Origin of the sequence: Marisediminitalea oceani (assembly GCF_003731635.1) — a bacterium.
Classification (GTDB): Bacteria; Pseudomonadota; Gammaproteobacteria; order Enterobacterales; family Alteromonadaceae; genus Alteromonas; species Alteromonas oceani.
The window spans coordinates 124-21,938 of the sequence record NZ_RCUA01000007.1 but is presented as its reverse complement, the minus strand read 5'-3'; the positions used below and the strand labels follow the sequence as shown (position 1 = coordinate 21,938).

Annotated in this window: 21 protein-coding genes; 13 read left to right on the top strand and 8 right to left on the bottom strand. The window is 49.5% G+C overall.

From position 1 onward, the window contains the following. Positions 1-7: 7 nt before the first annotated feature. Positions 8-1,135, bottom strand: coding sequence for an ABC transporter substrate-binding protein (locus D9T21_RS01500; RefSeq protein ID WP_123323523.1), 1,128 nt, complete (start codon positions 1,133-1,135; stop codon positions 8-10). Between the two features lie 339 nt (positions 1,136-1,474). Here D9T21_RS01500 and pedF point away from each other — a divergent pair, with 339 nt between their 5' ends. The 4 genes from pedF (at position 1,475) to D9T21_RS01480 (ending at position 7,185) form a co-directional block, all read left to right on the top strand. Further along, positions 1,475-1,921 carry a cytochrome c-550 PedF gene (pedF, locus tag D9T21_RS01495; protein ID WP_123323522.1) on the top strand — a complete coding sequence of 149 codons (447 nt, stop codon included), beginning with the start codon at positions 1,475-1,477 and terminating at the stop codon, positions 1,919-1,921. Positions 1,922-2,009: 88 nt separating this feature from the next. Then, positions 2,010-2,858 carry a substrate-binding periplasmic protein gene (locus tag D9T21_RS01490; protein WP_164464545.1) on the top strand — a complete coding sequence of 283 codons (849 nt, stop codon included), beginning with the start codon at positions 2,010-2,012 and terminating at the stop codon, positions 2,856-2,858. Positions 2,859-3,270: 412 nt separating this feature from the next. After that, on the top strand, positions 3,271-4,965 hold the full coding sequence (locus D9T21_RS01485) for a PQQ-dependent methanol/ethanol family dehydrogenase (RefSeq protein ID WP_240622073.1): 1,695 nt from the start codon (positions 3,271-3,273) through the stop codon (positions 4,963-4,965). A 108-nt stretch (positions 4,966-5,073) separates the two neighbouring features. Next, a complete protein-coding gene (locus tag D9T21_RS01480) occupies positions 5,074-7,185 on the top strand; it encodes a NosR/NirI family protein (protein ID WP_123323407.1) in 2,112 nt (703 codons plus the stop codon). A gap of 26 nt (positions 7,186-7,211) precedes the next feature. Here D9T21_RS01480 and D9T21_RS01475 read toward each other — a convergent pair whose 3' ends face one another. The 4 genes from D9T21_RS01475 to D9T21_RS01460 form a co-directional block, all read right to left on the bottom strand. After that, on the bottom strand, positions 7,212-8,225 hold the full coding sequence (locus D9T21_RS01475; RefSeq protein WP_123323406.1) for a cytochrome-c peroxidase: 1,014 nt from the start codon (positions 8,223-8,225) through the stop codon (positions 7,212-7,214). A gap of 296 nt (positions 8,226-8,521) precedes the next feature. Beyond that, positions 8,522-8,944: a GNAT family N-acetyltransferase gene (locus D9T21_RS01470; RefSeq protein WP_123323405.1), complete on the bottom strand. Its 423-nt coding sequence runs from the start codon at positions 8,942-8,944 to the stop codon at positions 8,522-8,524. Between the two features lie 3 nt (positions 8,945-8,947). Further along, positions 8,948-9,235, bottom strand: coding sequence for a peptidylprolyl isomerase (locus D9T21_RS01465; RefSeq protein WP_105936941.1), 288 nt, complete (start codon positions 9,233-9,235; stop codon positions 8,948-8,950). Between the two features lie 88 nt (positions 9,236-9,323). Beyond that, the gene (locus tag D9T21_RS01460) at positions 9,324-9,923 is read right to left on the bottom strand and encodes a pentapeptide repeat-containing protein (RefSeq protein ID WP_123323404.1); all 600 of its coding nucleotides are present in this window, start codon (positions 9,921-9,923) and stop codon (positions 9,324-9,326) included. Between the two features lie 197 nt (positions 9,924-10,120). Between D9T21_RS01460 and D9T21_RS01455 the strand changes: the two genes are divergently transcribed. After that, a complete protein-coding gene (locus tag D9T21_RS01455) occupies positions 10,121-10,564 on the top strand; it encodes a DUF2721 domain-containing protein (RefSeq protein WP_105936939.1) in 444 nt (147 codons plus the stop codon). Between the two features lie 22 nt (positions 10,565-10,586). Next, complete coding sequence (locus D9T21_RS01450; RefSeq protein WP_123323403.1) at positions 10,587-12,299, top strand: GGDEF domain-containing protein; 1,713 nt, start codon at positions 10,587-10,589, stop codon at positions 12,297-12,299. Here D9T21_RS01450 and D9T21_RS01445 read toward each other — a convergent pair. The 3 genes from D9T21_RS01445 to D9T21_RS01435 are packed head-to-tail and all read right to left on the bottom strand — an operon-like array spanning position 12,296 to position 14,932. Then, positions 12,296-12,913, bottom strand: a complete 618-nt coding sequence (locus D9T21_RS01445) for a flavin reductase family protein (RefSeq protein ID WP_123323402.1) — start codon at positions 12,911-12,913, stop codon at positions 12,296-12,298. The genes D9T21_RS01450 and D9T21_RS01445 overlap by 4 nt on opposite strands. Positions 12,914-12,926: 13 nt before the next feature. Beyond that, positions 12,927-13,898 carry a hypothetical protein gene (locus D9T21_RS01440; RefSeq protein ID WP_123323401.1) on the bottom strand — a complete coding sequence of 324 codons (972 nt, stop codon included), beginning with the start codon at positions 13,896-13,898 and terminating at the stop codon, positions 12,927-12,929. Next, positions 13,898-14,932 (bottom strand): 5'-methylthioadenosine/S-adenosylhomocysteine nucleosidase, encoded by a 1,035-nt coding sequence (locus tag D9T21_RS01435; RefSeq protein WP_123323400.1) that lies wholly within the window; start codon positions 14,930-14,932, stop codon positions 13,898-13,900. The genes D9T21_RS01440 and D9T21_RS01435 overlap by 1 nt, the downstream gene beginning before the upstream one ends. Positions 14,933-15,184: 252 nt before the next feature. On the opposite strand from D9T21_RS01435, the gene D9T21_RS01430 reads away from it, so the two are divergent. The 7 genes from D9T21_RS01430 (at position 15,185) to D9T21_RS01400 (ending at position 21,623) form a co-directional block, all read left to right on the top strand. After that, positions 15,185-15,628 (top strand): Hsp20 family protein, encoded by a 444-nt coding sequence (locus D9T21_RS01430; protein ID WP_123323399.1) that lies wholly within the window; start codon positions 15,185-15,187, stop codon positions 15,626-15,628. Between the two features lie 192 nt (positions 15,629-15,820). Next, positions 15,821-16,129, top strand: a complete 309-nt coding sequence (locus D9T21_RS01425) for a c-type cytochrome (protein ID WP_123323398.1) — start codon at positions 15,821-15,823, stop codon at positions 16,127-16,129. A gap of 165 nt (positions 16,130-16,294) precedes the next feature. Continuing rightward, positions 16,295-16,834, top strand: a complete 540-nt coding sequence (locus D9T21_RS01420) for a porin family protein (protein WP_123323397.1) — start codon at positions 16,295-16,297, stop codon at positions 16,832-16,834. A 186-nt stretch (positions 16,835-17,020) separates the two neighbouring features. Beyond that, entirely contained in the window at positions 17,021-18,073 is a 1,053-nt protein-coding gene (locus tag D9T21_RS01415) for a DNA topoisomerase IB (protein WP_123323396.1), read from the top strand. A 305-nt stretch (positions 18,074-18,378) separates the two neighbouring features. Further along, positions 18,379-19,563 carry a pyridoxal phosphate-dependent aminotransferase gene (locus D9T21_RS01410; RefSeq protein WP_105936931.1) on the top strand — a complete coding sequence of 395 codons (1,185 nt, stop codon included), beginning with the start codon at positions 18,379-18,381 and terminating at the stop codon, positions 19,561-19,563. A gap of 123 nt (positions 19,564-19,686) precedes the next feature. Further along, a complete protein-coding gene (locus D9T21_RS01405; protein ID WP_123323395.1) occupies positions 19,687-20,091 on the top strand; it encodes a GFA family protein in 405 nt (134 codons plus the stop codon). A gap of 80 nt (positions 20,092-20,171) precedes the next feature. After that, entirely contained in the window at positions 20,172-21,623 is a 1,452-nt protein-coding gene (locus D9T21_RS01400) for an NAD-dependent succinate-semialdehyde dehydrogenase (RefSeq protein WP_123323394.1), read from the top strand. Positions 21,624-21,815 lie beyond the last annotated feature (192 nt).

The window sequence follows — 21,815 nt, the reverse complement described above, 5'->3', positions numbered from 1 at the left end:
CCACCTTTTAGTAAGCCATATCACAGCGTGATTCTGGCTTGTCGAATCCCAGCGTATCTAAGTCAGTGCTTGGGTGAAGATACCCTTCCTGCGGCGACAGAGAGGTCAAACCTTTCGGGTGCACCAATGGAATCGGTTGCCGCAACTGGCCGTTCCAGGGCCGAAAGCTCAACTTTCGGCCCTTAAACGCGGCCAGCTCAAAATCATTGCTCATCAGATACGAGTAAAGGGCTTTAGGGTCATTGGATTGGGTGCGGGTAACCGCTTCACTGATACTCCGCACTGCCAGCCATCCTGCATAATCTTTGTCGAGCATTTCGCGCCCAAATTGTTCGTAAAAACGGTTTTGTAACTGGGTAGCGCCCCACTGCTCAAGGGCCCAGTGCCAGGTTGTTGGGGTTAACCCATGGGTGCCCGAAACCGGTCTGGGTAACCAGGTATTGTTCGGAATATAGTTGCCGAACAAATCAGACTCATCGGCCACCAGCACAACATCATAATCTTCGCCCTGAGTGAATAGCGGCACCTCGCGCTGAGCACTACGGCGCAAATCGGTATCGAAGCTCCAGGTTTTCTGCTCGGTTATCTTTGCACCAAAGCGTTTGGCTGATCGGTTAATTGACTCAGCATAGGCTTTGTCGGCGTCAGATTCACCACTGATCACAAACCACTCCCGCCAGCGTCTGGCCATAAAAAACTGAGCCATGGCATCGGTTAACATAGCGCGACTCGCCAAAGTGTGTAACAGCCCACCACGGCACTGAGATACACGTAAATTATTGTCGGCTTCACCGGCATTTATGATCACACTGGAGTTGGCGAGTGCTAAATCAGCTACTACTTTCAGCGTAGTCGTGGGCAGGTCTGTGAGGAGGATAGCCGGCTGTCCGTTCAGACGTTGCTTAAGGGCCGCTACAATTTCCTCGCTGTTATCGCCGGTTACACCAGAAAGACTGTATTGATGTTTTAAAAAACGCCCCGTGGTATTGCTGTCTTTTATGGCCAGTTCCGCACCAGCGATGGTGAGATTGCCGGGCGTTTTTTTAAGTAATAAGGGCTGCGCAGCCTGGTTTGATGATTGCTGAACATAAATCACATCTATATTTAGTGCCTTGGCATTAGCCACTGCAGGCATCAAAATCCCACCTACAACAAACGCGATCAGGACGCGAACGTGCTGCGAAAACCGCGTTAAACAGGTGTAAAATTTGTAACCTATCCGTTTTTTTATGTTCAAAAACAAAACCCTTTTTTAACCTTATGGTGCAATAGTAGAGCATGATTGTACACAGTTGAAATGAGCAAAAAGGATGAAAGGTTTACTACCTAAGTACAATTGGAAGGAAACCCCAGATCTCCTAACTTTCACCCTGTGCTTTGTTGTAGACATGAAAACTTATTGATGACTATTTTTACTTTCCTGCAACATTTAACGGCATGACAACTCAATGTGGCAGCTTTTGGAGAAACCGAGATGAAGATGTATTTAACTATTTTGCGCAGCGCGATGCTGGCGGTACTGACCCTGGTAACCGCTAATGCAATGGCTCACGGTGATGTAACGCCGCAAGCAGTAGATACCAGTGAATTACCACAATTAGGTGATGAGTGGCTGAAGACTAACCCTTACACTGGCAATGAGCTGGCGATTAAAATCGGTGACTCAGCTTACAACCAGAATTGTGCCCGTTGTCACGGTCTGGAAGTTATCTCTGGCGGAATCACGCCTGATCTGCGTAAACTAAACGATGAGTTTGAATTCTTCAGCCAGGAAGAAGCCGACGGCTGGTTTATGACACGTATCCGTAACGGTGCTGTGGTTGATGGCCGTGTTTACATGCCTCCGTTTGAAGGTATTCTTTCTCAGGAAGCAATGTGGGCAATCAAAGCGTACATCGAAACTCGCGGCGTGCCAGAGTAAGCCGCATACCTGATCAATACATAGTTAAGGGGCAGTAATGGTAGTAAGAGTTGTTCTTCTGATTTGTAGTTTAATAGCCACGTCTGTTATGGCTAAAAGTTATGAGGATATTCTTGAGCAAGGCCAGATAACCATTGCTGTCTACAACAACTTCCCCCCGTACTCCTATCTCAAGGACGGCGAACCTGCCGGTGTAGATATTGAGGTAGGTAAACGTATAGCGGCGGGACTGGGCGTTGATCTGGAGTGGATGTGGATCAACGCTGACGAAAACCTCGAGGATGACCTGCGCAACGCGATCTGGAAAGGGCATATTATTACCCGCCAGAAAGCCGACTTGATGCTCCGGGTACCTTACGATCGTAAGTTTGCCTACGCCATTGACGGTTACGGCTTGCCCAAGAATGACCTGGTAGTGATGTTCGGCCCCTATCAACAGGAAAGCTGGGCACTATTGCGTGACCACGAAAAAACCAATGATATTCGCACCCTGGCCATATTCCAGTACGAACCGGTTGCCGTAGAGCTTGATTCACTACCCAGTTTCTTTCTCGGTGCAACCCTTGGTGGCCGCCTGCGTGACAAGCTGGTTCATGTGGACTCGGTTTTTGACGGCATCAAACTGCTGCAGGAAGGTAAAGTGGCTGCAGTGGCCGGAATGAAAGGTCAGTTGCAATGGGGCATGAGTACCTCGGGAGACGTTAACAAAACCGAATTTGCACCGCTTCCCGAGCAATATGACATCAGTGCTGACGGCCTGGCCGCTATGAGCATTAAGTCTTGGGATATTGGCATGGCAGTTAAGACAGATTATCGGGAGCTGGCTTATGCAATCCAGGCAATCACCGAACCGATGATTAAAAACGGCGAAATGGAAGCACTGTTTTTAGAGTACGGCCTGAGCTACGAAATCCCCGATTACCATCGCACCGAATAAGCATTACATTTTTTTTACAAGATTTCGAAAGGCCGCTATTTTTCACTTTAAAATTCGGCCTTTTTTATTATTTATCGCTCCTCTCATACACCGCCAAAGCCACGAGATATAAGCCCTTCAGCGAAGTATTACTACCAACGAACTAAAAATGATAACCCAAGGTTTAATGGTTGTTAACAAAATGATGACTGATACTAATTCTGAGGACTCTTAGGTAAGTATGGTGTTCTATACTCACCTAGTGGACGAAAACAACACTCAACAGTCGCATGCTTTTTGATGAACAAGCCGCGGACGTTGTAACAAAGGGTACCAAACCCCGTTGAAACACTGGAGAAATCTGATGAAAAGTAAAAGAGTTTCAGGCCGCTTACTCAGCTCTGCGTTCTGTTTAACCCTGTCACTAGGTGCTATGACTGGCATGGCCCAGGCCAAAGTGACAGATAAAGATATCGTCAATGACCAGGCAACCCCAGGTGACGTGGTCAGCTATGGCCTTGGTCCACGTGGACAGCGCTTTAGTCCAATCGACACAATGAACACTAGCAACGTTAAGAAGTTGAGTCCGGTTTGGGCCTTTTCTTTCGGTGGTGAGAAACAACGTGGTCAGGAATCACAGCCACTGGTTAAAGACGGCATTATGTTCGTTACCGCTTCTTACTCTCGTATCTACGCTATCGACGTAGAAACCGGTGACGAATTATGGCAATGGGAAGCTCGTTTACCAGACGGTATCATGCCTTGCTGTGACGTAATCAACCGTGGTGCTGCACTGTACGGCGATTTAGTTATCTTCGGTACCCTGGATGCAAAATTGGTTGCATTGGACCAGAAAACGGGTAAGCCAAAGTGGCGTAAAACGTTAGGCGACTATAAAGCAGGTTACTCTTTCACAGCTGCACCGATGATTGTTAAAGGTAACGTAGTTACTGGTATCTCTGGTGGTGAATTCGGTATTGTGGGTAAAGTTGAAGCCCGCGATGCAATGACCGGTGAACTGGTTTGGTCTCGTCCTACTGTTGAAGGCCACATGGGTTACCTGAACGGTAAAGAAAACGGTATTACTGGTGGTAAAGCCAACAAAACCTGGACCGGCGACCTGTGGAAAACAGGTGGTGCAGCAACATGGTTAGGCGGTACTTACGACCCTGATCAAGACCTGATCTTCATGGGTACCGGTAACCCGGCTCCTTGGAACTCTCACTTGCGTCCTGGTGATAACCTGTACAGCTCTTCGCGTCTGGCTATCGACCCTGACACTGGCAAAATCGTATGGCACTTCCAAACCACTCCACACGATGGTTGGGATTACGACGGTGTTAACGAGCTAATCGCGTTTGACTATAAAGATCGCGGAAAAACAGTTAAAGCAGCAGCTACTGCTGACCGTAACGGCTTCTTCTATGTTCTTAACCGTGAAAACGGCGACTTCATCCGTGGCTTCCCATTTGTAAGCGGTATTACCTGGGCGAAAGGTCTGGATAAAAACGGTCGTCCAATCTACGACGAGTCAAATCGCCCTGGTAACCCATCTGATAGCGAAGATGGCAAAAAAGGTAAAACTGTATTTGCCGTACCTTCTTTCTTAGGTGGTAAAAACTGGATGCCTATGGCATTTAGCCAGGACACTGGTCTGTTCTACGTACCTTCAAACGAATGGGGCATGGTCATCTGGAATGAGCCAGTTAACTACAAAAAAGGTGCTGCGTACATGGGTTCTGGTTTCACTATCAAACCTATCTACGACCACATCGGTTCACTTAAAGCCGTTGACCCTAAAACCGGTGAAATTGTTTGGGAATTCAAAAACAACGCGCCTCTGTGGGGCGGTGTGTTAGCCACTGCAGGTAACCTGGTATTTACTGGTACACCTGAAGGCTACCTGTACGGCTTCAACGCCAAAACTGGTGAAGTGGTTTACAAGTTCAATACTGGTTCAGGCATCGTTGGTTCTCCAATCACTTGGGAACAGGACGGTGAGCAATACCTGAGCATCGTATCTGGATGGGGTGGCGCCGTTCCTCTGTGGGGTGGTGAAGTTGCCAAGAAAGTTAAAGACATTAACCAGGGTGGTACTGTCTGGACCTTCAAATTGCCTCGTAGCTAAGAGGCACCGCGACAAACCGTTTTAGTCCCACCGGGTTTGTCGCGTTTTTTCTCCTCGGGGCGGGTAGTTTAGTCATCGCTACTTGCCCCACCCATTGCAGGGAGCCCAATGAAACGTTTCGCATTTGTTCTCGGTATTTGGTTAGTTATCTGCTTCAGTATCTGTTCTGTCAGCCACGCTGAAGAAAGTATTACCCCGGAACGCATTCAGCAACTGTTTCCCAAAGCTACAGTAATTGGCGAAAAGCAAGCTGACTATCCCGTTTACCCCGTTTATCAGTTACAGGAACTCCTCGGTTACGCCTTTCAAAGCAACGACCTGGTAGAATTACCCGGTTTTTCCGGCGACCGCATTAACCTGCTGATTGGTATCGATGTGCAAGGCAACATTGTCGGCATCGATATTCTGCACCACCACGAACCTATTTTTTTACACGGCCTGGGGCCAGAACCCATGCTGAAATTTCTCGACCAGTACATTGGTCAGAATGTGTCTAACCGCGTCATAGTCGACAGCGCGTCTAACGACACTAACCCGAACGACAACACCGTACACGTAGACGGCGTTACTAAAGCCACCGTGTCGGTGATTGTTATGAGTGACACGGTGTTACTCTCTGCGCTACAGGTTGCCAGAAACAAGCTCACCGGCTTTGCCAGCGCCCCTGCGGCCACCGCTAAGCAGGACAATTACGAGCCCCTTACTACGGCCCAACTGATCGATAGAGGCTACCTGAAAGAGTGGCAGATCAGTCGAGAAACCTTTGAGGATGCACTCGGCAGCGATCTTGATGACTATCCGTCTGAGACCTTTGACACCGATTTTAACGACACTTTTACAGTGTATTACGCATACCTTAATTCACCGCTTATCGGTCGTAACCTGCTCGGTGACGACGCCTTTAATCGTCTGCAGTCCATGCTAAAGCCTAATGAGCAGGCGTTTATGGTGATGTCGGAAGGCTACTTCAGCTACCTCGATGCCGACTTTAAGCCCGGCACAGTACCCAGCCAGGTAAGTCTGACGCAAAATGAGCTGCCGTTCGCCATGCGCGACCTCAACTTTTTTAGTTTCGAGCCACAGGCGCTGGAAGGTGATATTGCCGCTACAGAAGATTTGCAGCTGTTCGCGGTTAATACACAATCAGGCTTTAACCCCAGTGTGCCAATGCAACTGAATCTGAATGTCGAGGTGGCGAAGAACCACCTCATCAAACAACAAGCGCAGTTTTCCAACGACTATGCCCTGCCAGAAACCCTGTTTGATATCGCCGAAGTAGAAGTAATGGAAAAGCCACTACCGGCATGGGTCAGAGTATGGAAGATGCGCTGGCATACCATTACCATTTTAGTGCTGAGCCTGATTACTGTTACCGCCATCTTTGCCTTCCAGCACAAGCTGTCTGCTAATGAAGCACTATTTCGTAAGGTGCGCTGGGGCTTTATGTTTTTCACCCTGTTCTTTATTGGCTGGTATGCCCAGGGGCAGCTGTCGATTGTAAACATCTACCCCATTCTGCAAAGCTTTATCAATGGCTTTGATTTGCAGGTGTATCTGATGGATCCGGTGCTGTTTATCCTGTGGCTGTATGTGTTTATCAGCCTATTTGTTGTCGGGCGCGGGATTTTCTGTGGCTGGCTTTGCCCCTTTGGTGCCCTGCAGGAAATGGTCGGCTGGGTCGCTAAACGCTTCCGCATTCGCCAGTACAAAATATCCTTCTCCCTGCACCGCCGCCTGTGGTGGATTAAATACGCCATCTTAATTGGCCTGGCCGGTACCTCATATTATTCTCTGTCGGCTGCCGAAGTGCTCTCCGAAGTAGAACCGTTTAAAACCGCCATTACCCTGCATTTCGTGCGCTACTGGCCATTTGTGCTCTACACCCTGGTATTGCTCGGACTCGGTTTGTTTATTAATAAATTCTATTGCCGTTACGTGTGCCCGTTAGGTGCCGGACTGGCAGTACTTGGCTACTTCCACAAATTTGAATGGTTAACCCGCCGCAAGGAATGCGGTAAGCCATGTACCATGTGCTATCACAAGTGCGACATCAAGGCGATTACACCACAAGGCAAAGTGGACTATAACGAATGTGTGCAGTGTTTGGAGTGTATTGTTTATTACAATAATGACGACTTGTGCCCGCCACTAAAAAAAGCCAAAAAGACCAGACGAGCCAAACCGGATATCGCCGACTCGCTGGCCAGGGAAGTAAAGTAGCTCCCTTCAGGGAGCTACTTTAAGCCTTACTGACCCACCTCAGCACCGCTGTTTAAGTACTTAACCGTAATGGTATGGGTATCTTCCAGCGCACCCAGGAAAGCCACAATTTCAGAGACTTCCTGATCACTCAGCTTACGACCTAACTGCATCCATGCCATTTGTGCAACCGCCTCGTCCAGCCCGGCTACCGCACCATCATGAAAATAGGGCGCGGTTTTAGTGATGTTACGCAGGCTTGGTACCTTAAATACATATTTATCAGCCGGGTTGTTGGTTACCGCGAAACGTCCCAGATCGTGGGTGTTTTCGTAGGCGTTAATCAACCCCATTTTCATGTACATGGAACCACCAAACAGCGCACCATTGTGACAGGAAGCACAGCCCGACTGCACAAAGGTCTGATAGCCCTTCAGTTCGGTTTCGGTCATGGCGCTATCGTCGCCGGCCAGGAACTTATCGAAGCGATCCACGGTAATAAGCGTACGCTCAAAAGCGCCAATGGCTTTAGCTACGTTGTCGTAGGTAAGCGGCTCAGCTTCGCCTTTGAAAACTTCTGCAAACAGCGTTTCGTAGCCTTCCTCTTTGAGATTATTAACCGCCGTTTTCTCATCCGGCACCGCCATTTCTACCGGGTTCAGAATAGGCCCTTTGGCCTGAGCGGCGAGATCAGCAGCCCGACCATCCCAAAACTGCGCCACATGAAAACCAGCATTCCATACAGACGGTGAATTACGATCGCCACGAGACCCTTTCACGCCAAGTGAGGTAGCTTCGTTATCGACGCCGCCCCGACCACCATCGATGCGGTGGCAGGTATTGCATGACTGGCTGCCATCGGCTGATAACGCCGTTTCGAAGTACAGGCGCTCACCCAAATCGATTAGTGCCGGCGTATCCATCTCAGCGCCAGGCATGGTTGCCGGGATCGGTCCGTGCATCATTTTAGCCTGAGTACGTACCGCGTTTTTATCCACTGCCACAGCTGTGGTGGTCACGCCGCCAATGATGACGGCCAGGACGAGTTTTTTAATATCCATAGTATGAGTATCCGAAAATGATGAAGAAGAAACACATACTACTAAGCAACCTTTATGCCTGTTCAAGGAAAACTAAAAGCAGCTTATATTTTTGGTATAAAGTCCCTGTTTTGGCTGATTTCAGAGTAAAAACTGCCGCCTTATCAACATTTTATTTACATCTGCACGGAAAGTTATCTGTCAATAATGGCAAGCAGCATGACAAGTTTGTCAGGCTGCATTATTGCAGTGCATAGTAGGTTCCCGGGGGGCTTGTTGAGTGAGACTATCGGGGCAAGTATTTTACTCTTCAGTAGTCAGTTAGCTTCGGGCCAGCTAACGCTCATGCGAAAGTAACTTACCCCTGATTTAACAAACTCACGGCCTTCCACTGACAGTCCAAACTTCTGATAGAAAGCCGTTGCCGTGGTTCGGGCGTCACACCAGAAGCGTTTGATATTTTGGTGTTTGAGTTGTTCTATGGCCTTTGCGAGAACCTGTCTGCCAATTCCCCTGCCCTGATAGTCTGGCAGTGTCGCAAACTTTCTTAGCCTGGCGCTATCCTCGCTCAGGTAAATCGATGCCACACAAACCAGTATCCCATCGGTGAATGCCCCGTAGTGGGTAGCGGTTTCATCTCCATCGACCCGGGAAAACGAGACGGGTTTATCGGGCCACAGCACATGATGCCTGACTGACAAGGTATCCTGCCAGTCAATTTCGCGGATGGTTAGCGCCATACTTTAGTCGTTGCGATACAGGGTTTTTATCAGGTGATAACCAAACTTGGTTTTTACCGGGCCGTGGATGGTGAGGATGTCTTTTTTAAATACCACGTCGTCGAACTGCTTTACCATCTGGCCACGCTTAAACTCACCTAAGTCACCGCCGCGTTTGGCGGAGGGGCAAATTGAAAACTTACGGGCCAGGGCGGCAAAGTTTTTACCCTTGGCTTTTTTGAGCTGGGCTAGAAGTAGTTGCGCTTCTTTTTCGGTTCTTACCAGAATGTGTACTGCGGCGGCGGTGGCCATAAGGAGTCCTCTAAAACAGGTTTGACGGCATTATACCTGTAAGCGTTGGATATTTGGATACAGAGTCTTTAACGTCGCCGGGCTTGTACTAATCCACCAGCACTATGCCTAAGGACTCCAGTAAATGCACTGCCTCGAAACTGGAAAAGGTGGCACCTTTGAGCTCGTTAGCCAGCACATCGATGGAACATCCGGTAGAGTCGCTAAAATCAACGCGCTCAAGATTGGTGTGCATAAACAAGCTGCGATCAAAGGTACAGTGTGTCATCTGGCTGTCGGTAAAATTGCCTTCGCGAAAGTCTGCATCATGCACCTTGCATTCATCCAGCACCAGTTCATTCAGGGTGAGGCCGTAAAAGGATGCGTCGTTAAGTAAGCAACGCTGAAATTTAAGCTCAAAATCACGATAGTATTGCGGCCAGCCAGCTTTCGTCCAGTCGACGCCCACCAGTTTGCAATCCTTAAACGTCAGGCCGTATAACTGACTGTTGGCCATATCCGCCAGGCTAAGGTTACAGCGGATAAACTCACATTGGGTAAATTTACAGCCCTGAAACCGGCTATCGGAAAAGTCACAATCGATAAATTCGCATTCTTCAAAGCTTGTGCCGGATAGCCGCTTTTCGGTCCATATCAGTCCTTTAAAGGTTTCTTCGTAATAATCGCCTGTGTCGGTTAATTTATCCATATTATTCCGTTTGCATGGTATAGCTGCCGGTAAGCAGGTGGAGTGGTTTATCCCAAATGGGGGAGGCATTATGACTGCTGCGCTACGCGAATCAAAGCCTGATTACCTAATCCGCGCCAACTCACCACCCTCTAAACTGCCAACCGTCTGCTTATCTGTGATATAAAAGCGAAACTGTGCGCTTGAATTAAGAAAAGATGGAAGCTCTGATCCCCTCACTGTCGACCCTGATTGAAATTGCCGTTGCCCCGGTATTTTTACTGGCTGGTATAGCCGGTTTTCTAAACGTCATGTCCGGACGTCTAGGGCGTATTACCGACCGGGTCCGTTCAGCCGAAAAAGAAATGAACAGTCAGACAGAAGCTGAGCAAAACACCCGCCTACGCCGGGAAATCATATTGTTGTGGCGCCGGGTTAAGTTAATTAACTGGTCCATCGGTTTTTGTACTGCTTCGGCGGTAATGGTGTGTGGCGTGATAATGAGTCTATTTGCCGGGGAGTTATGGCAGGTCAAACTTAATGTACTGGTTGTCACCCTTTTTATTCTGACAATGTTATTGTTAATTTCAGCACTGACGTTATTTCTTGCAGAAGTGAAACTGGCGACTGCCACCATTAGAGTCATTAGGACAATTAAGTAAACAGTACCCAACGGAGAGAGCTTTGTTGCGATTTGGTTGTTTTGTCTTTGCTGCATTGGCGCTGTTTAGCAATCAGGCTGCTGCCCAGGCTACAATTTCCCACTGTTTAGCCGCGCCTCAATTCGCCAGCCATTTAACGGTCGCGTTGGACTCTATGAATCTTAGCGAAGTACAGGCAATCAACACTGATATTGCTCAACATTGCGCAAGCACTCTCTCGCCCGACATTGATGTTATTGCCGACGCGGCAACCTTGTTTACTTTCATCCATCGTCGTAGCAACGGGGATTCAGCCCAACAGTCGTTTAACCGATTACTACAAAAGGATTTCTCTTCACTGTCTCGCCAGCAACAGGCGGCTTATTACCACCTGATGGCCCTTTATTCATTGCATACCGGCGAATACAAACAAGCCTTGTCGATAAGCCACATTATTAGCACAGAACTTCTTCCCGCGGCTGTAAACGCCGCCGATGATATGGCGGCTATTAACCTGGCGGTTGCAGATATTCACTACGAGATAGAGTTTTATCAGTCGGTGAGGGAATTACTGCTGCCATTGCTTACGCATCCGGCTCACTACATTCGGGTTCGCGCTGCATCGCTGTTATGGCATATCCCGCAAACCCAGCAACAGCTTGCAGACACCCTTGCCGTCCTCGATGATTACTCAGCCCTGCCGCAAACGCTGGTCAAACTGCATGCCCTGGAAGCATTAGTTCGCCAGGCGCTGGAAGAGAATGACCAACCGGCTGCTCAAGCGCTGCTCGAAGAGGCATACCTGTTAGCTGAAGCGTTAGACGCCAAAGCAGTATTGATTCGTTTATACCTGCTGGAAACAGACAACCCGCCTTCACCACATGCTGTAGAACAACTATTGGCTTTTTCTGCCAATCAGCTCAGCCTCAAAGAGCAGTTACCGGTACTTAAGTTAGAGGTCGAGCGAGCCACTGTCAGTCAGAACTGGCAGCAGGCTACTGCAACATTGCAGCAGGCCCTCGCGCTGAACCAGGAACTGGCCCGCAATAATGCGCTGGCCAGAGAGTATGCCGGCTTTCAGATGGTTAGCCAGGCCCGGGAGCTTGAGCAGGCACGCCAGCAATCCCGTTTACAGGCACTGGCAGCTGAGCAGCAAAATCAGCAGCGACTTATCTACCTGCTGGCACTGGTTTCAGCCATTCTGGCATTGGCAGTACTCACCTTATTGTTTGTAAAAAAACGCAAGGCAGCAGTGCATTTTGAAAAACTCGCCAATACCGATGGCCTCACGCAGGTATTAAATCGCCGGGCGATCCAGCTGTTTGCCAGACAGGTGGCAGACCGCAGCAAACAGCTTGGCCAACCTTTTGTGGTGGCGCTGGCCGATATCGATCACTTTAAGACAATCAATGATACCTACGGTCATGATGCCGGCGATATAGTATTAACCGAATTTGCCCGGCGCACCAATACGCTGATCCGCCAGCAAGACAGGCTCGGGCGCTGGGGCGGTGAGGAATGGCTTATAATAATGACCAACACCCGCCTCGATGCCGTAGACGGGTTGTTTAGCCGTATGCAGGAAGAAATTCGCGACATCACCGCCGGTGAACATAAACTTACCGTCACATTTAGTATGGGGGCAGTAGCCGGTAACGGCGAGCAGTCTGTTGAGGCGCTGGTGCAGGCCGCTGACGAACTGCTCTACCAGGCAAAGCAGAGCGGCCGTAACCGCTTATGCAAAGGCGGGGGCTAAGGCCGCCCCATAAAGAATTTTGCCTCTGCCGACACACCAAAATAATCGCCGGGGCCACCGGCCCGCATAATCGAATTAGCCCCAGCCGTATCAAACACGCCGTCGTTTAAATACGCTTTCTGAATATGGACCGCCACCACCTGACCGAGCACCAGCCAGGTATCGCAAGCCTCACCGTGCATGTCATTAAGCTGAATGATTTGGGTCACCTTACACTCCATGGAAGCCGGGCTGGCGGCAACATGAGGCACCCTGACCAACGTGGATGACCGCTTTTGCAAGCCGGCCAGCTCAAATTCATCTATCTCAGGATCCACGCCAGCACTGGAGGCATTCATGGCATCAGCCAGCTCCCGTGTTGCCAGGCTCCAACAAAATTCACCGGTCGCCTTAATATTACTTACGCTGTCTTTAAAGCCTACGCTGGCGAAACCAATAATTGGTGGCGCACCGTTAAAGGCATTAAAGAAACTGTATGGCGCCAGATTGGCAATACCGCTTTGGTTTTCAGAGGCAATCCAGCCTATAGGTCGCGGCGCTATAATGGCTTTAAAAGGGTCATGAGGCAGCCCGTGGCCGTTACTTAACTGATAGGAATAAAATGTATCAGACATGTGCATGTCTCCTTTAGTAAACCCAGCCGTCCAGACAATTTGTTGGTTCGCCCAGTTCCTGTATTTCGCTAATAATGTCGTCGATGAATGAGGCTTCATCGGGCTCATTTTGCCTGGCCTTATTAAGCCATAGCAGGGCTTGTTCAGTATTTCCCACACATGCCTGGTAGTTGCCATACCAGCGCTGGGCAACAAAACTGCCCTGCTCCGCCGCCTCGCCGAACAAGGTTACGGCTCTTTCTCGGTCAGTAAAGCGCAGGCTGTCGGCCAGTTCGTATAAATCACCGGCCGTGTTGGTCTGTTGATATACATACTCCCGGAGCGCTACCGATTGCGGGTAATCTTTGGTGATCTGATTAGTAAAGGCAACCATGCTGTAGCGGTACATGCCACTTTCCAGCGCCATGGCCAGGCCGCGTACTTCGGCTACCGATAACTGCTGATAACGTGCTAGCTGATGAATAAACACTCTCACCAGTTGCTCTTCGTCTGGTTTATCCCGGGATATGCCCAGCAAATCGGGCAATTCGGTTAATTGCTCAATGGAAGGCTGCAACATATTTTGCAGCATCCCGGCAAACCACCGCTGAACCGCGCTCTCTTCACAGCCACCAATATCGCTGAGGGTGCTGCTCATCAGTTGTTTTACCAGCTTCGCTTCCTGAGCGGGGTCGCTAAACTGCTTACGCCACTGAAAGAAGCTCATATTGGTTTGCATCCGCAACGCGTAATCGATAGCCGAATAAGACTGGCTGGGCATGGCAACTTTGGTATCACACTGCTCTGTCATCGCCGCGAATAACTTATCGGTTAATGCCAGCCGACCGACAATTTCGGCGTAACTGCGGGCCAGCGCCTGCCTTCCGCCTGGATTGCCGACCGGATTGCCGACCGGATTGCCGACCGGATCGGTGCTTTGTGCGCTAACTACCACCGGGGCCATGGCGCATATCCATACCAACACAGAGCAGAACAGGCGCTTCATTATTGTGCTGCCAGCTCGTCCATCACGGCGAACAACACATTAGCGCCCACCCGCGAAACTTCTTTATCGTAAATATGCTCTACGTTAACGCCCTCCTGACCACCGGCCAGATCGCTGATGGCGCGGATAATCACCCAGTCGACTTCATTAACCGTACACACCTGGCCAACCGCGGTGGACTCCATTTCAGTAACTTCGGCATTAAACACTTCGCGGGTCCATTTACGGTATTCACGGTTATCGAGAAATACTGAGCCGGTAACACCGTTACCACCAACGCTTAACTTCGCTTTGCGTTCACCGAGAATCATTTGTGCCGGCATTTTAGCCATGGCACTTTTCGCTGCGCTTAATAAACGGGGCGATGCTGAAAAATACGCAGTATCCTGTGGTTTATCCATGCCGTCTTTGATAATTAACACTTCGTCGGGATGCACAAAATGGAACGGCTTGTAGTTTGGATAATGCGGATCAGCCGCTTTACGAGCCGGTTGCTCGGCCATAAAGCGCGCATAATATGCTGGTAACACTGATTCGCCGGGATTGTTCGGTTCCGGGTTCGCATACACGCTTTCGTCGTGGTAATACCAACGCTCAGGCACAATTACGTCACCGGGCTGCCACTCTGGATTCACTGCCCCGGCAATCCCCATGTACACCACCTGTTTAACCGGGAAATAATCAAACGCCATTTGCATACTCATCGCCGCATTGGCAATGCTCATACCGGTAGCAAAAATCAGAATCGGTTCATCATGATATTTACCAATGCGGTACTTAATCCCCTTGTAAGTCACCATTTGCGTGATACTGGCATTGGGATCGGCTTCGATGCGCCCCAGAATGCCTTCCATCTCCGGTGCATAAGCCACCACAACCGCGGTAAAGCCCTGATCATGCTCAGCAAACTTTGGCCCGTAAGCAGCGGCAGTAGGCGACGACGTACTCTGACACGCCGTGGTAATCACCAGCAGCACAGCAACAATGACCAGGCGAACCGATTGGACCTGGCGGGTAAAAGGTCGGTAAGACATGTGATATCCCTTAAACAAAACGACTTAGATAGGTTAATACTGACCATGCTATCAGGCTTTGGCCTGAAGCAGTGAGGCCCTTTCTCGTAGGGTTTGGCAAACTGGTCGAAAAAAATTTAAATTTTTGCCTTGAATAAATTTAACCCGGCCCTACTTTAGAATTGTCGGTGCTTAACAGTAAGGCCGACAACACCGCCGCCGATTATCGGGGCATTTAATTTTTAAACATATTGCTTAATAAAGGATATGACTATGCGTTCTATCGATCTATCTCCACTTTACCGTTCATTCATTGGTTCTGATCACCTTGCATCGTTAGTTGATGCTGCCAGCCGTGCTGAAAAGCAAAGCACGTACCCGCCGTACAACATTGAATTACTGGCGGAAGACAAATACCGAATTACCATGGCGATTGCCGGTTTTAGCAAAGACGACATCAATATTGTTGTAGAAGACAATACCTTGTCGATCACTGGCACTAAAAACAGCGACGCCGATAAACAAGAGCGGAAGTTCCTGCATAAAGGTATTTCCGAGCGCAACTTCGAGCGCAAATTTCAGCTTGGCGACCACGTAAAGGTACTCGCGGCCGACCTGGAAAACGGCTTATTACATGTTGATCTGGAAAGAGTGATCCCAGAAGCTAAGAAGCCACGTAAGATAGAAATAGGTGGGCGCTTATTCGAGAGCGAATAACACCTCCCTCACCTTGTGTTTTCATGTTCGGCGCCTTTTTGGCGCCGCTTTTTTATGTAGCGTATACCACATACTCCTAACACCATCGCCTGGTACGTGTAGTCAAAATCGCCACCAGTTATTTTACTTTTTTTTTACAAGAAATGTACGATACTCAATCTTAAGCATTGTGCTTTTTTTGGAGTTAGAAAAATGAAAAAAATAGTATCACTTGGCGCTTTGACCTTTACTCTTTCGCTCGTCAACTTTTCAGTTGCTGCAGCGGATATTGAAAAAGGTAAAGCTCTGTCAGGACAATGTGCCGCCTGTCATGGTCCGGCGGGGATCAGCCCCAGTCCTATGTGGCCTAACCTGGCCGGTCAGAAAGCCGCCTACCTGGAAAAACAGTTAAAGGATTTTCGTGCTGATGTACGCAAAGATCCCATGATGGGCATGATGGCCAAGCCGCTATCAGATGAAGATATTGCCAATCTTGCCGCTTACTTTGCATCATTGAAATAAAATCTTTTACGGGCCTTTACCAGCGTAGGCGGCCCGTAACACACCTTTTCTGCCTATTGTTTATTACCCTCTGCACCTCACAGCCCAACTATTAAACATTTTACTTTCCATTGCTACTTGGGTAGCCTGCGCTGCGTTCTTTATCAATGATTCATAGGGATATAAATGAAACGTATTCTCGCACTGAGTGCTGTTTTTACTTCTTTAACTGCAAGTGTCGAAGCGCTAAATGCGCCGCAAAAACTGGACTTTTATGTTGGGGCCGACGCCCAGGCTACGAGTGTTTCGCTAAACCCCGTTAACGCCGACGGGCGATTTGCTACAATGGGTTTGCGCGCTGGAGTTTATCTTTTTAAAGGTGTTGCTATTGAAGCGCAAACGTCGACGTCAGTATCGGACGATACTATAGCCAGTATCAACACCGAGATGGATTCTTCTCACGCCGTGCTTATTCGCCTTCAGACACCCAGACAACAAGGTTTTCTTTTTGATCTCGGCCTGGGTTATGCTTCAACAAATTTAACTCTTGTCGACCCGGAAACACAAACACACGAAGAGTTAACCGAAGATGGGTTTGCCTGGTCAGCCCGAGTAGATTATGCCCTCACTTCTCACTGGCGAGTAGCTTTTGACTACACGGCAAGAAATAACAGTAACACTACCGACATCGACAGCTACGGATTAGGTGTTAGCTACACTTTTTAACCAGCCGCTTGATCCCCAAAAATGCAACGACTATTCTCACTCCGGTTATTACCGGGGTGATTTATGGATCCTAACTGTAAGAAAGCACCTACTCTGCCTTATACTTCCCGCCTTTTATAAAATTCTGAACCTCTTCACAGTCTGACCGTACAAGCTTAAGGACAACCATCCAGACCACAAGGACTTATGCATAACCGAACAACGCCAGTCAGCGTGAAGCAATACTGCTGCGCCGTGGCCACCACCAGTGAAGAAATTCACGAATGTGAGAGTTTTCTTGTAACCCGGCGTAAACGCGGGCGAGGGTTTCAGTATTTGCTGACTGATAACGAAAAAGTTACCGAACAAACGTTGCTCAAGCGCTTCAGAGGTTTGGTCATTCCCCCTATGTGGCAGGATGTTCGCATTAGCTTGTGTGAACTGTCTAAGGTGCAGGCTTTTGGTTACGACCAGCGTCAGCGCAAGCAATATATTTATCATCAGCAGTGGGAAGCTCAGCAGCAGGCTGAAAAGTTCGCCCGTCTGAAACAGTTTGCCCGGGTACTGCCGCAGATCCGCCAGACCTATGTGCAACACTTAAATCACGAAAAGTGGGATTTACAGCGCTCCTGCGCACTGGCAGTTATGCTGCTCGACAGAACCGGCATTCGCATTGGCAATCGCGCCTATCAGCAGGAAAATGGTACGGTTGGCCTGACAACGCTCCGGCGCAAACATATGGAACAGGAAGGCGAGGAACTTGCCTTTCACTTTACCGGCAAGCATGGCAAAACGCGGCATATCGATATTAGCGACCCTACCGCCTCACAGCTGATTTGTGATAGCGCAGCCCGTCCCGGCTATCCGGTTTTACGTTACAAGCAAGGCGGGCAATGGAAGGATTTGCTCAGTGACGACGTCAATGAGTACCTTCACTCACTCACCGAAATAGCTGTCTCTGCCAAGGACTTTCGTACCTGGACGGGCACTAGGCTGGCGGTACAACAAGCCCATGAAGCTGCAGCGCTGGTTGCTGAACACCCGCGCCGAAAGTTTAATGCTACGCTGGTAAAACTGGTGGCAGAAACACTGGGGAATACCCCGGCGGTGTGTGAGAAATACTATATCCACCCCAAAGTACTCACCGCCCTGACCGAGCGTTTTGAGAGAAAAAGCTCCCTGCCCAATTTTGACGAAGATAGCGACTGGCTGTCATCCGATCATTCTGATTGCGAACAAGCCACACTAAAACTGCTGTAAAAGGCACTTATCGCTAAACCTGAGCCACAGTGCTTTTTATCCCTGATTTTCGACAACTGAACGCTTTATGTACGTTTCATCGTCACCGGTTATTTGCCGGATTAATCACTCCTGAAACCGCAAAAACTGGTGCACCAGCTGCACTTTTTCAATTTTTTGTTCACGCCCCGTTTATCTCTTAAACCATTCAGATCACCCAACTACCTGATTTACGCCTTTAAATCGCCCTATTGCATCAACCTCAAATACCCTTTAATGTGGATACTCCGTATACTTTATATATTGAAGACAGAGTGACCTGACCTATGAAATCTGATATCCAAAACATGCCACCAGTGGATTCCTCACGCCGTAAATGGTTAAAAGCAGTTGGACTTGGAGCCGGTGCAACAGCCCTGGCCGCCTGCGTAGATTCCGGGGTTAAAGAACTCAACGCAGCGGGCATGAAGACTGAACACTTTCCGTCTGCCACGCCCAATCTGAATGATGGATTAATCAGATTATCGTCGAACGAAAATGCCTTTGGCCCGTCTGCCAAAGCGGTAGAAGCCATGCAGGGCGAACTTTATAACCTGTGCCGCTATGCCGATCCCACCACGTCAGTACTAAAAGAAAAAATTGCCAAACAAGAAGGCGTTTCGGTGGATCAAATTGTAGTGACTAATGGCTCATCCCCAATCCTGTTTGGCTATGCCGACTGGATCACACAAAATGGCGGCAAGCTGGTTACCTCAATGGCCACCTACGAAGGCGTGCCTCGTGGCGCGGAATTTATGGGTGCCGATGTGACTTACGTACCACTGGATGCCAACATGGATTTCGACCTGGACGCTATTGAAGCGGCTGTTACCGAAGATACCACTGCGGTCTATATCTGTAACCCGAATAACCCAACAGGCCGCGAGCTGGATCCTGCCAAACTGAACGCATTTGCCAAACGCGTATCGCAAAAGACTCAGGTATTCATTGATGAAGCTTATATCGAAATGTCTGCGGGATACCCTGGAAATGTTCAATCGAGCCTGGCTGCTGAAGGTTACAATGTGGTTATTTGCCGTACCTTCTCAAAGATTCACGCGATGGCGGGTCAACGTCTTGGCTACGCCATTATGCCTGCCGAACAGGCTCAGGTTATCGGCCGTAAACTGCGTATGGGTGGGGTTAACTACCTTGGTCTGGTTGCCGGTATGGCAAGCATGGACGACCACGAAAACCTTAACACCATGCGTGAGCGCGTAGCGACCGAGCGCGCCAAGCTAACTGCCGTAGCAGAAGAGTTAGGCCGTCCTTACGCGAAAAATCCACAGGGTAACTTTATTTACGTGGATACCGGTATGCCACACGATCAATTTGCCGCCAAAATGCGTGAGCAAGGGGTCAAAGTGGTAGGCAGAACCTGGCCTGGTTATGACTCGTGGTCACGCATCAGCGTGGGCACTCCCGACGAAACTGATGCCTGTGTAAGCGCTCTGAAAACCGTTTTAGCTTAATTTTCAGGCTATACCGGCTCTGTTCCTCCAGGTCAGAGTCGGTATCACCTCCCCCCTGTTACTCCCGGCCCCTCTTAAAATATGCTTTAATTAGCCTTATTATTTCCCTTCAGGGAGAAGTGCATGGCTATACAAGGCAGTTGTTTATGTACAGCGGTAACCTTTACGGTAGCCGACAATTTTGACCACTTTTTTATCTGCCACTGCCAGCATTGCCAGAAAGATAGCGGCTCTGCATTTGCTGCAAATTTGTTTATCAACGCAGACGCTGTTACCTGGCTCACGGGTAAAGAATATATTCGTCATTTCCAGCTTCCTTCAACCCGACACGCCAGAAGTTTTTGTACAACCTGTGGTTCTGCGCTGCCTTATATAATGACAGACAGCCTCACCGCTGTAGTGCCAGCCGGCAGCCTTAACTCGTCTCCGACTAAACAACCCGACGCGCATATTTTTACCGCCAGTCAGTGCCTTTGGGAGTCTTCTCTTGCCAGTATTCGCTCGTTTAAACAATTCCCTGAAGAATAGACAGAGTTGATCTACGTACCGACCGTCACCAGTACAAAGTACGGGACATTACTTATTTTTAACCAAAATGGACACCGTTTATGACACTGAATGATATCGACATCTTTAAACAAGCCTGCCTGATCAACGGAGAATGGGTGACGACATCAGACAGTCTGGAAGTGGACAACCCGGCCACGGGAGAAGTGATAGCAACCATTCCACAGCTGGACGCTGATGCGGTTAATCAGGCTGTAACGGCAGCCAACGATGCCTTCAAGCTGTGGCGCAAAAAAACACCCGCTGAGCGTGGCGAGCTGGTCCGCAAATGGTACGAGCTCATGGTGGAGCACACCGACGAGCTGGCCACTATCATGACCACAGAACAAGGCAAGCCGCTGGCCGAGGCAAAAGGCGAAATTGCCTATGCCGCCAGCTATGTTAAATGGTTTGCCGAAGAAGCCATGCGCATTAACGGTGAAATTTTGCCGGCCGGTACACCCGACACGCAAATTCGGGTTTCCCGCGATCCGGTAGGCGTGTGTGCAGCCATTACGCCGTGGAACTTCCCCGCGGCAATGATTACCCGTAAAGTAGCGCCAGCTCTGGCGGCCGGCTGTACTATCATAGTCAAACCGGCCAGCCAGACGCCTCTTACGGCTTTGGCCCTGGGCGAACTGGCCATTCAGGCTGGCATTCCAAAGGGCGTAATTCAGGTAATTACCGGCAAGGCCAGTGTTATCGGCGATGCGCTGTGTGAGAACAGCACGGTACGCAAACTTACGTTTACCGGTTCTACCGAAATTGGCTCGCAGTTAATGAAAAAATGCGCGCCCGATGTGAAAAAGCTGTCACTGGAACTCGGTGGTAATGCTCCCTTTATCGTCTTCGAGGACGCCGATATCGACCTTGCCGTGGATGGCCTCATGAAAGGCAAGTTCCGTAACGCCGGGCAAACCTGTATATCACCCAACCGGGTCTATGTGCAGCGCAGCGTGTTAGAAGAGTTTCAAACCAAACTGGTCAAAAAAGTAGAAGCACTCAAAGTAGGTAACGGCCTCGACGATGGTGTGGATATTGGCCCACTGATTGACGCAGCCGGTGCCGACAAGGTGACCGAGCACGTGGACAACGCACTCAGCAACGGTGCAACACTGCTGACCGGAGGCAAACGCCTGCCAAACGGCGACAACTGGTATACCCCAACGGTGCTAACCAATGTGCCGCCGACGGCGCAGTGCACCTGCGAGGAAACCTTCGGCCCGCTGGTACCCATTATTCCTTTCGATACGGAAGAAGAAGTGATCGAATACGCCAACGATACGCCGTTTGGACTGGCAGCTTATTTCTTCAGCGACGACCTGCACCGTGCCCAGCGCGTGGTAGACGCCATAGAATCCGGCATGGTAGGGGTTAACACCGGTGCCATCTCGGCGGCAAACGCCCCCTTCGGTGGTGTTAAAGCCAGCGGCCTGGGCCGCGAAGGCGCCCATGCAGGAATCGAAGAATACCTGGAAATGAAATATCAGTGTTATGCAATTAAACAGGCCTGAGCCTGTTTAATTGTCCCGGAAAGTCCAAAGGACTTATCCGGGACCTCCATAACAGTCTGGCTACTCATTTACCGTCACAACACACAGGAATAGCGAGGAGATCCCGGATAGTTTCTCCGAAACTTACGGGATGACAGGTTCAAATTCCCGTCGTCCCGGAAAGTCCGAAGGGCTTGTCCGGGACCTCCATAA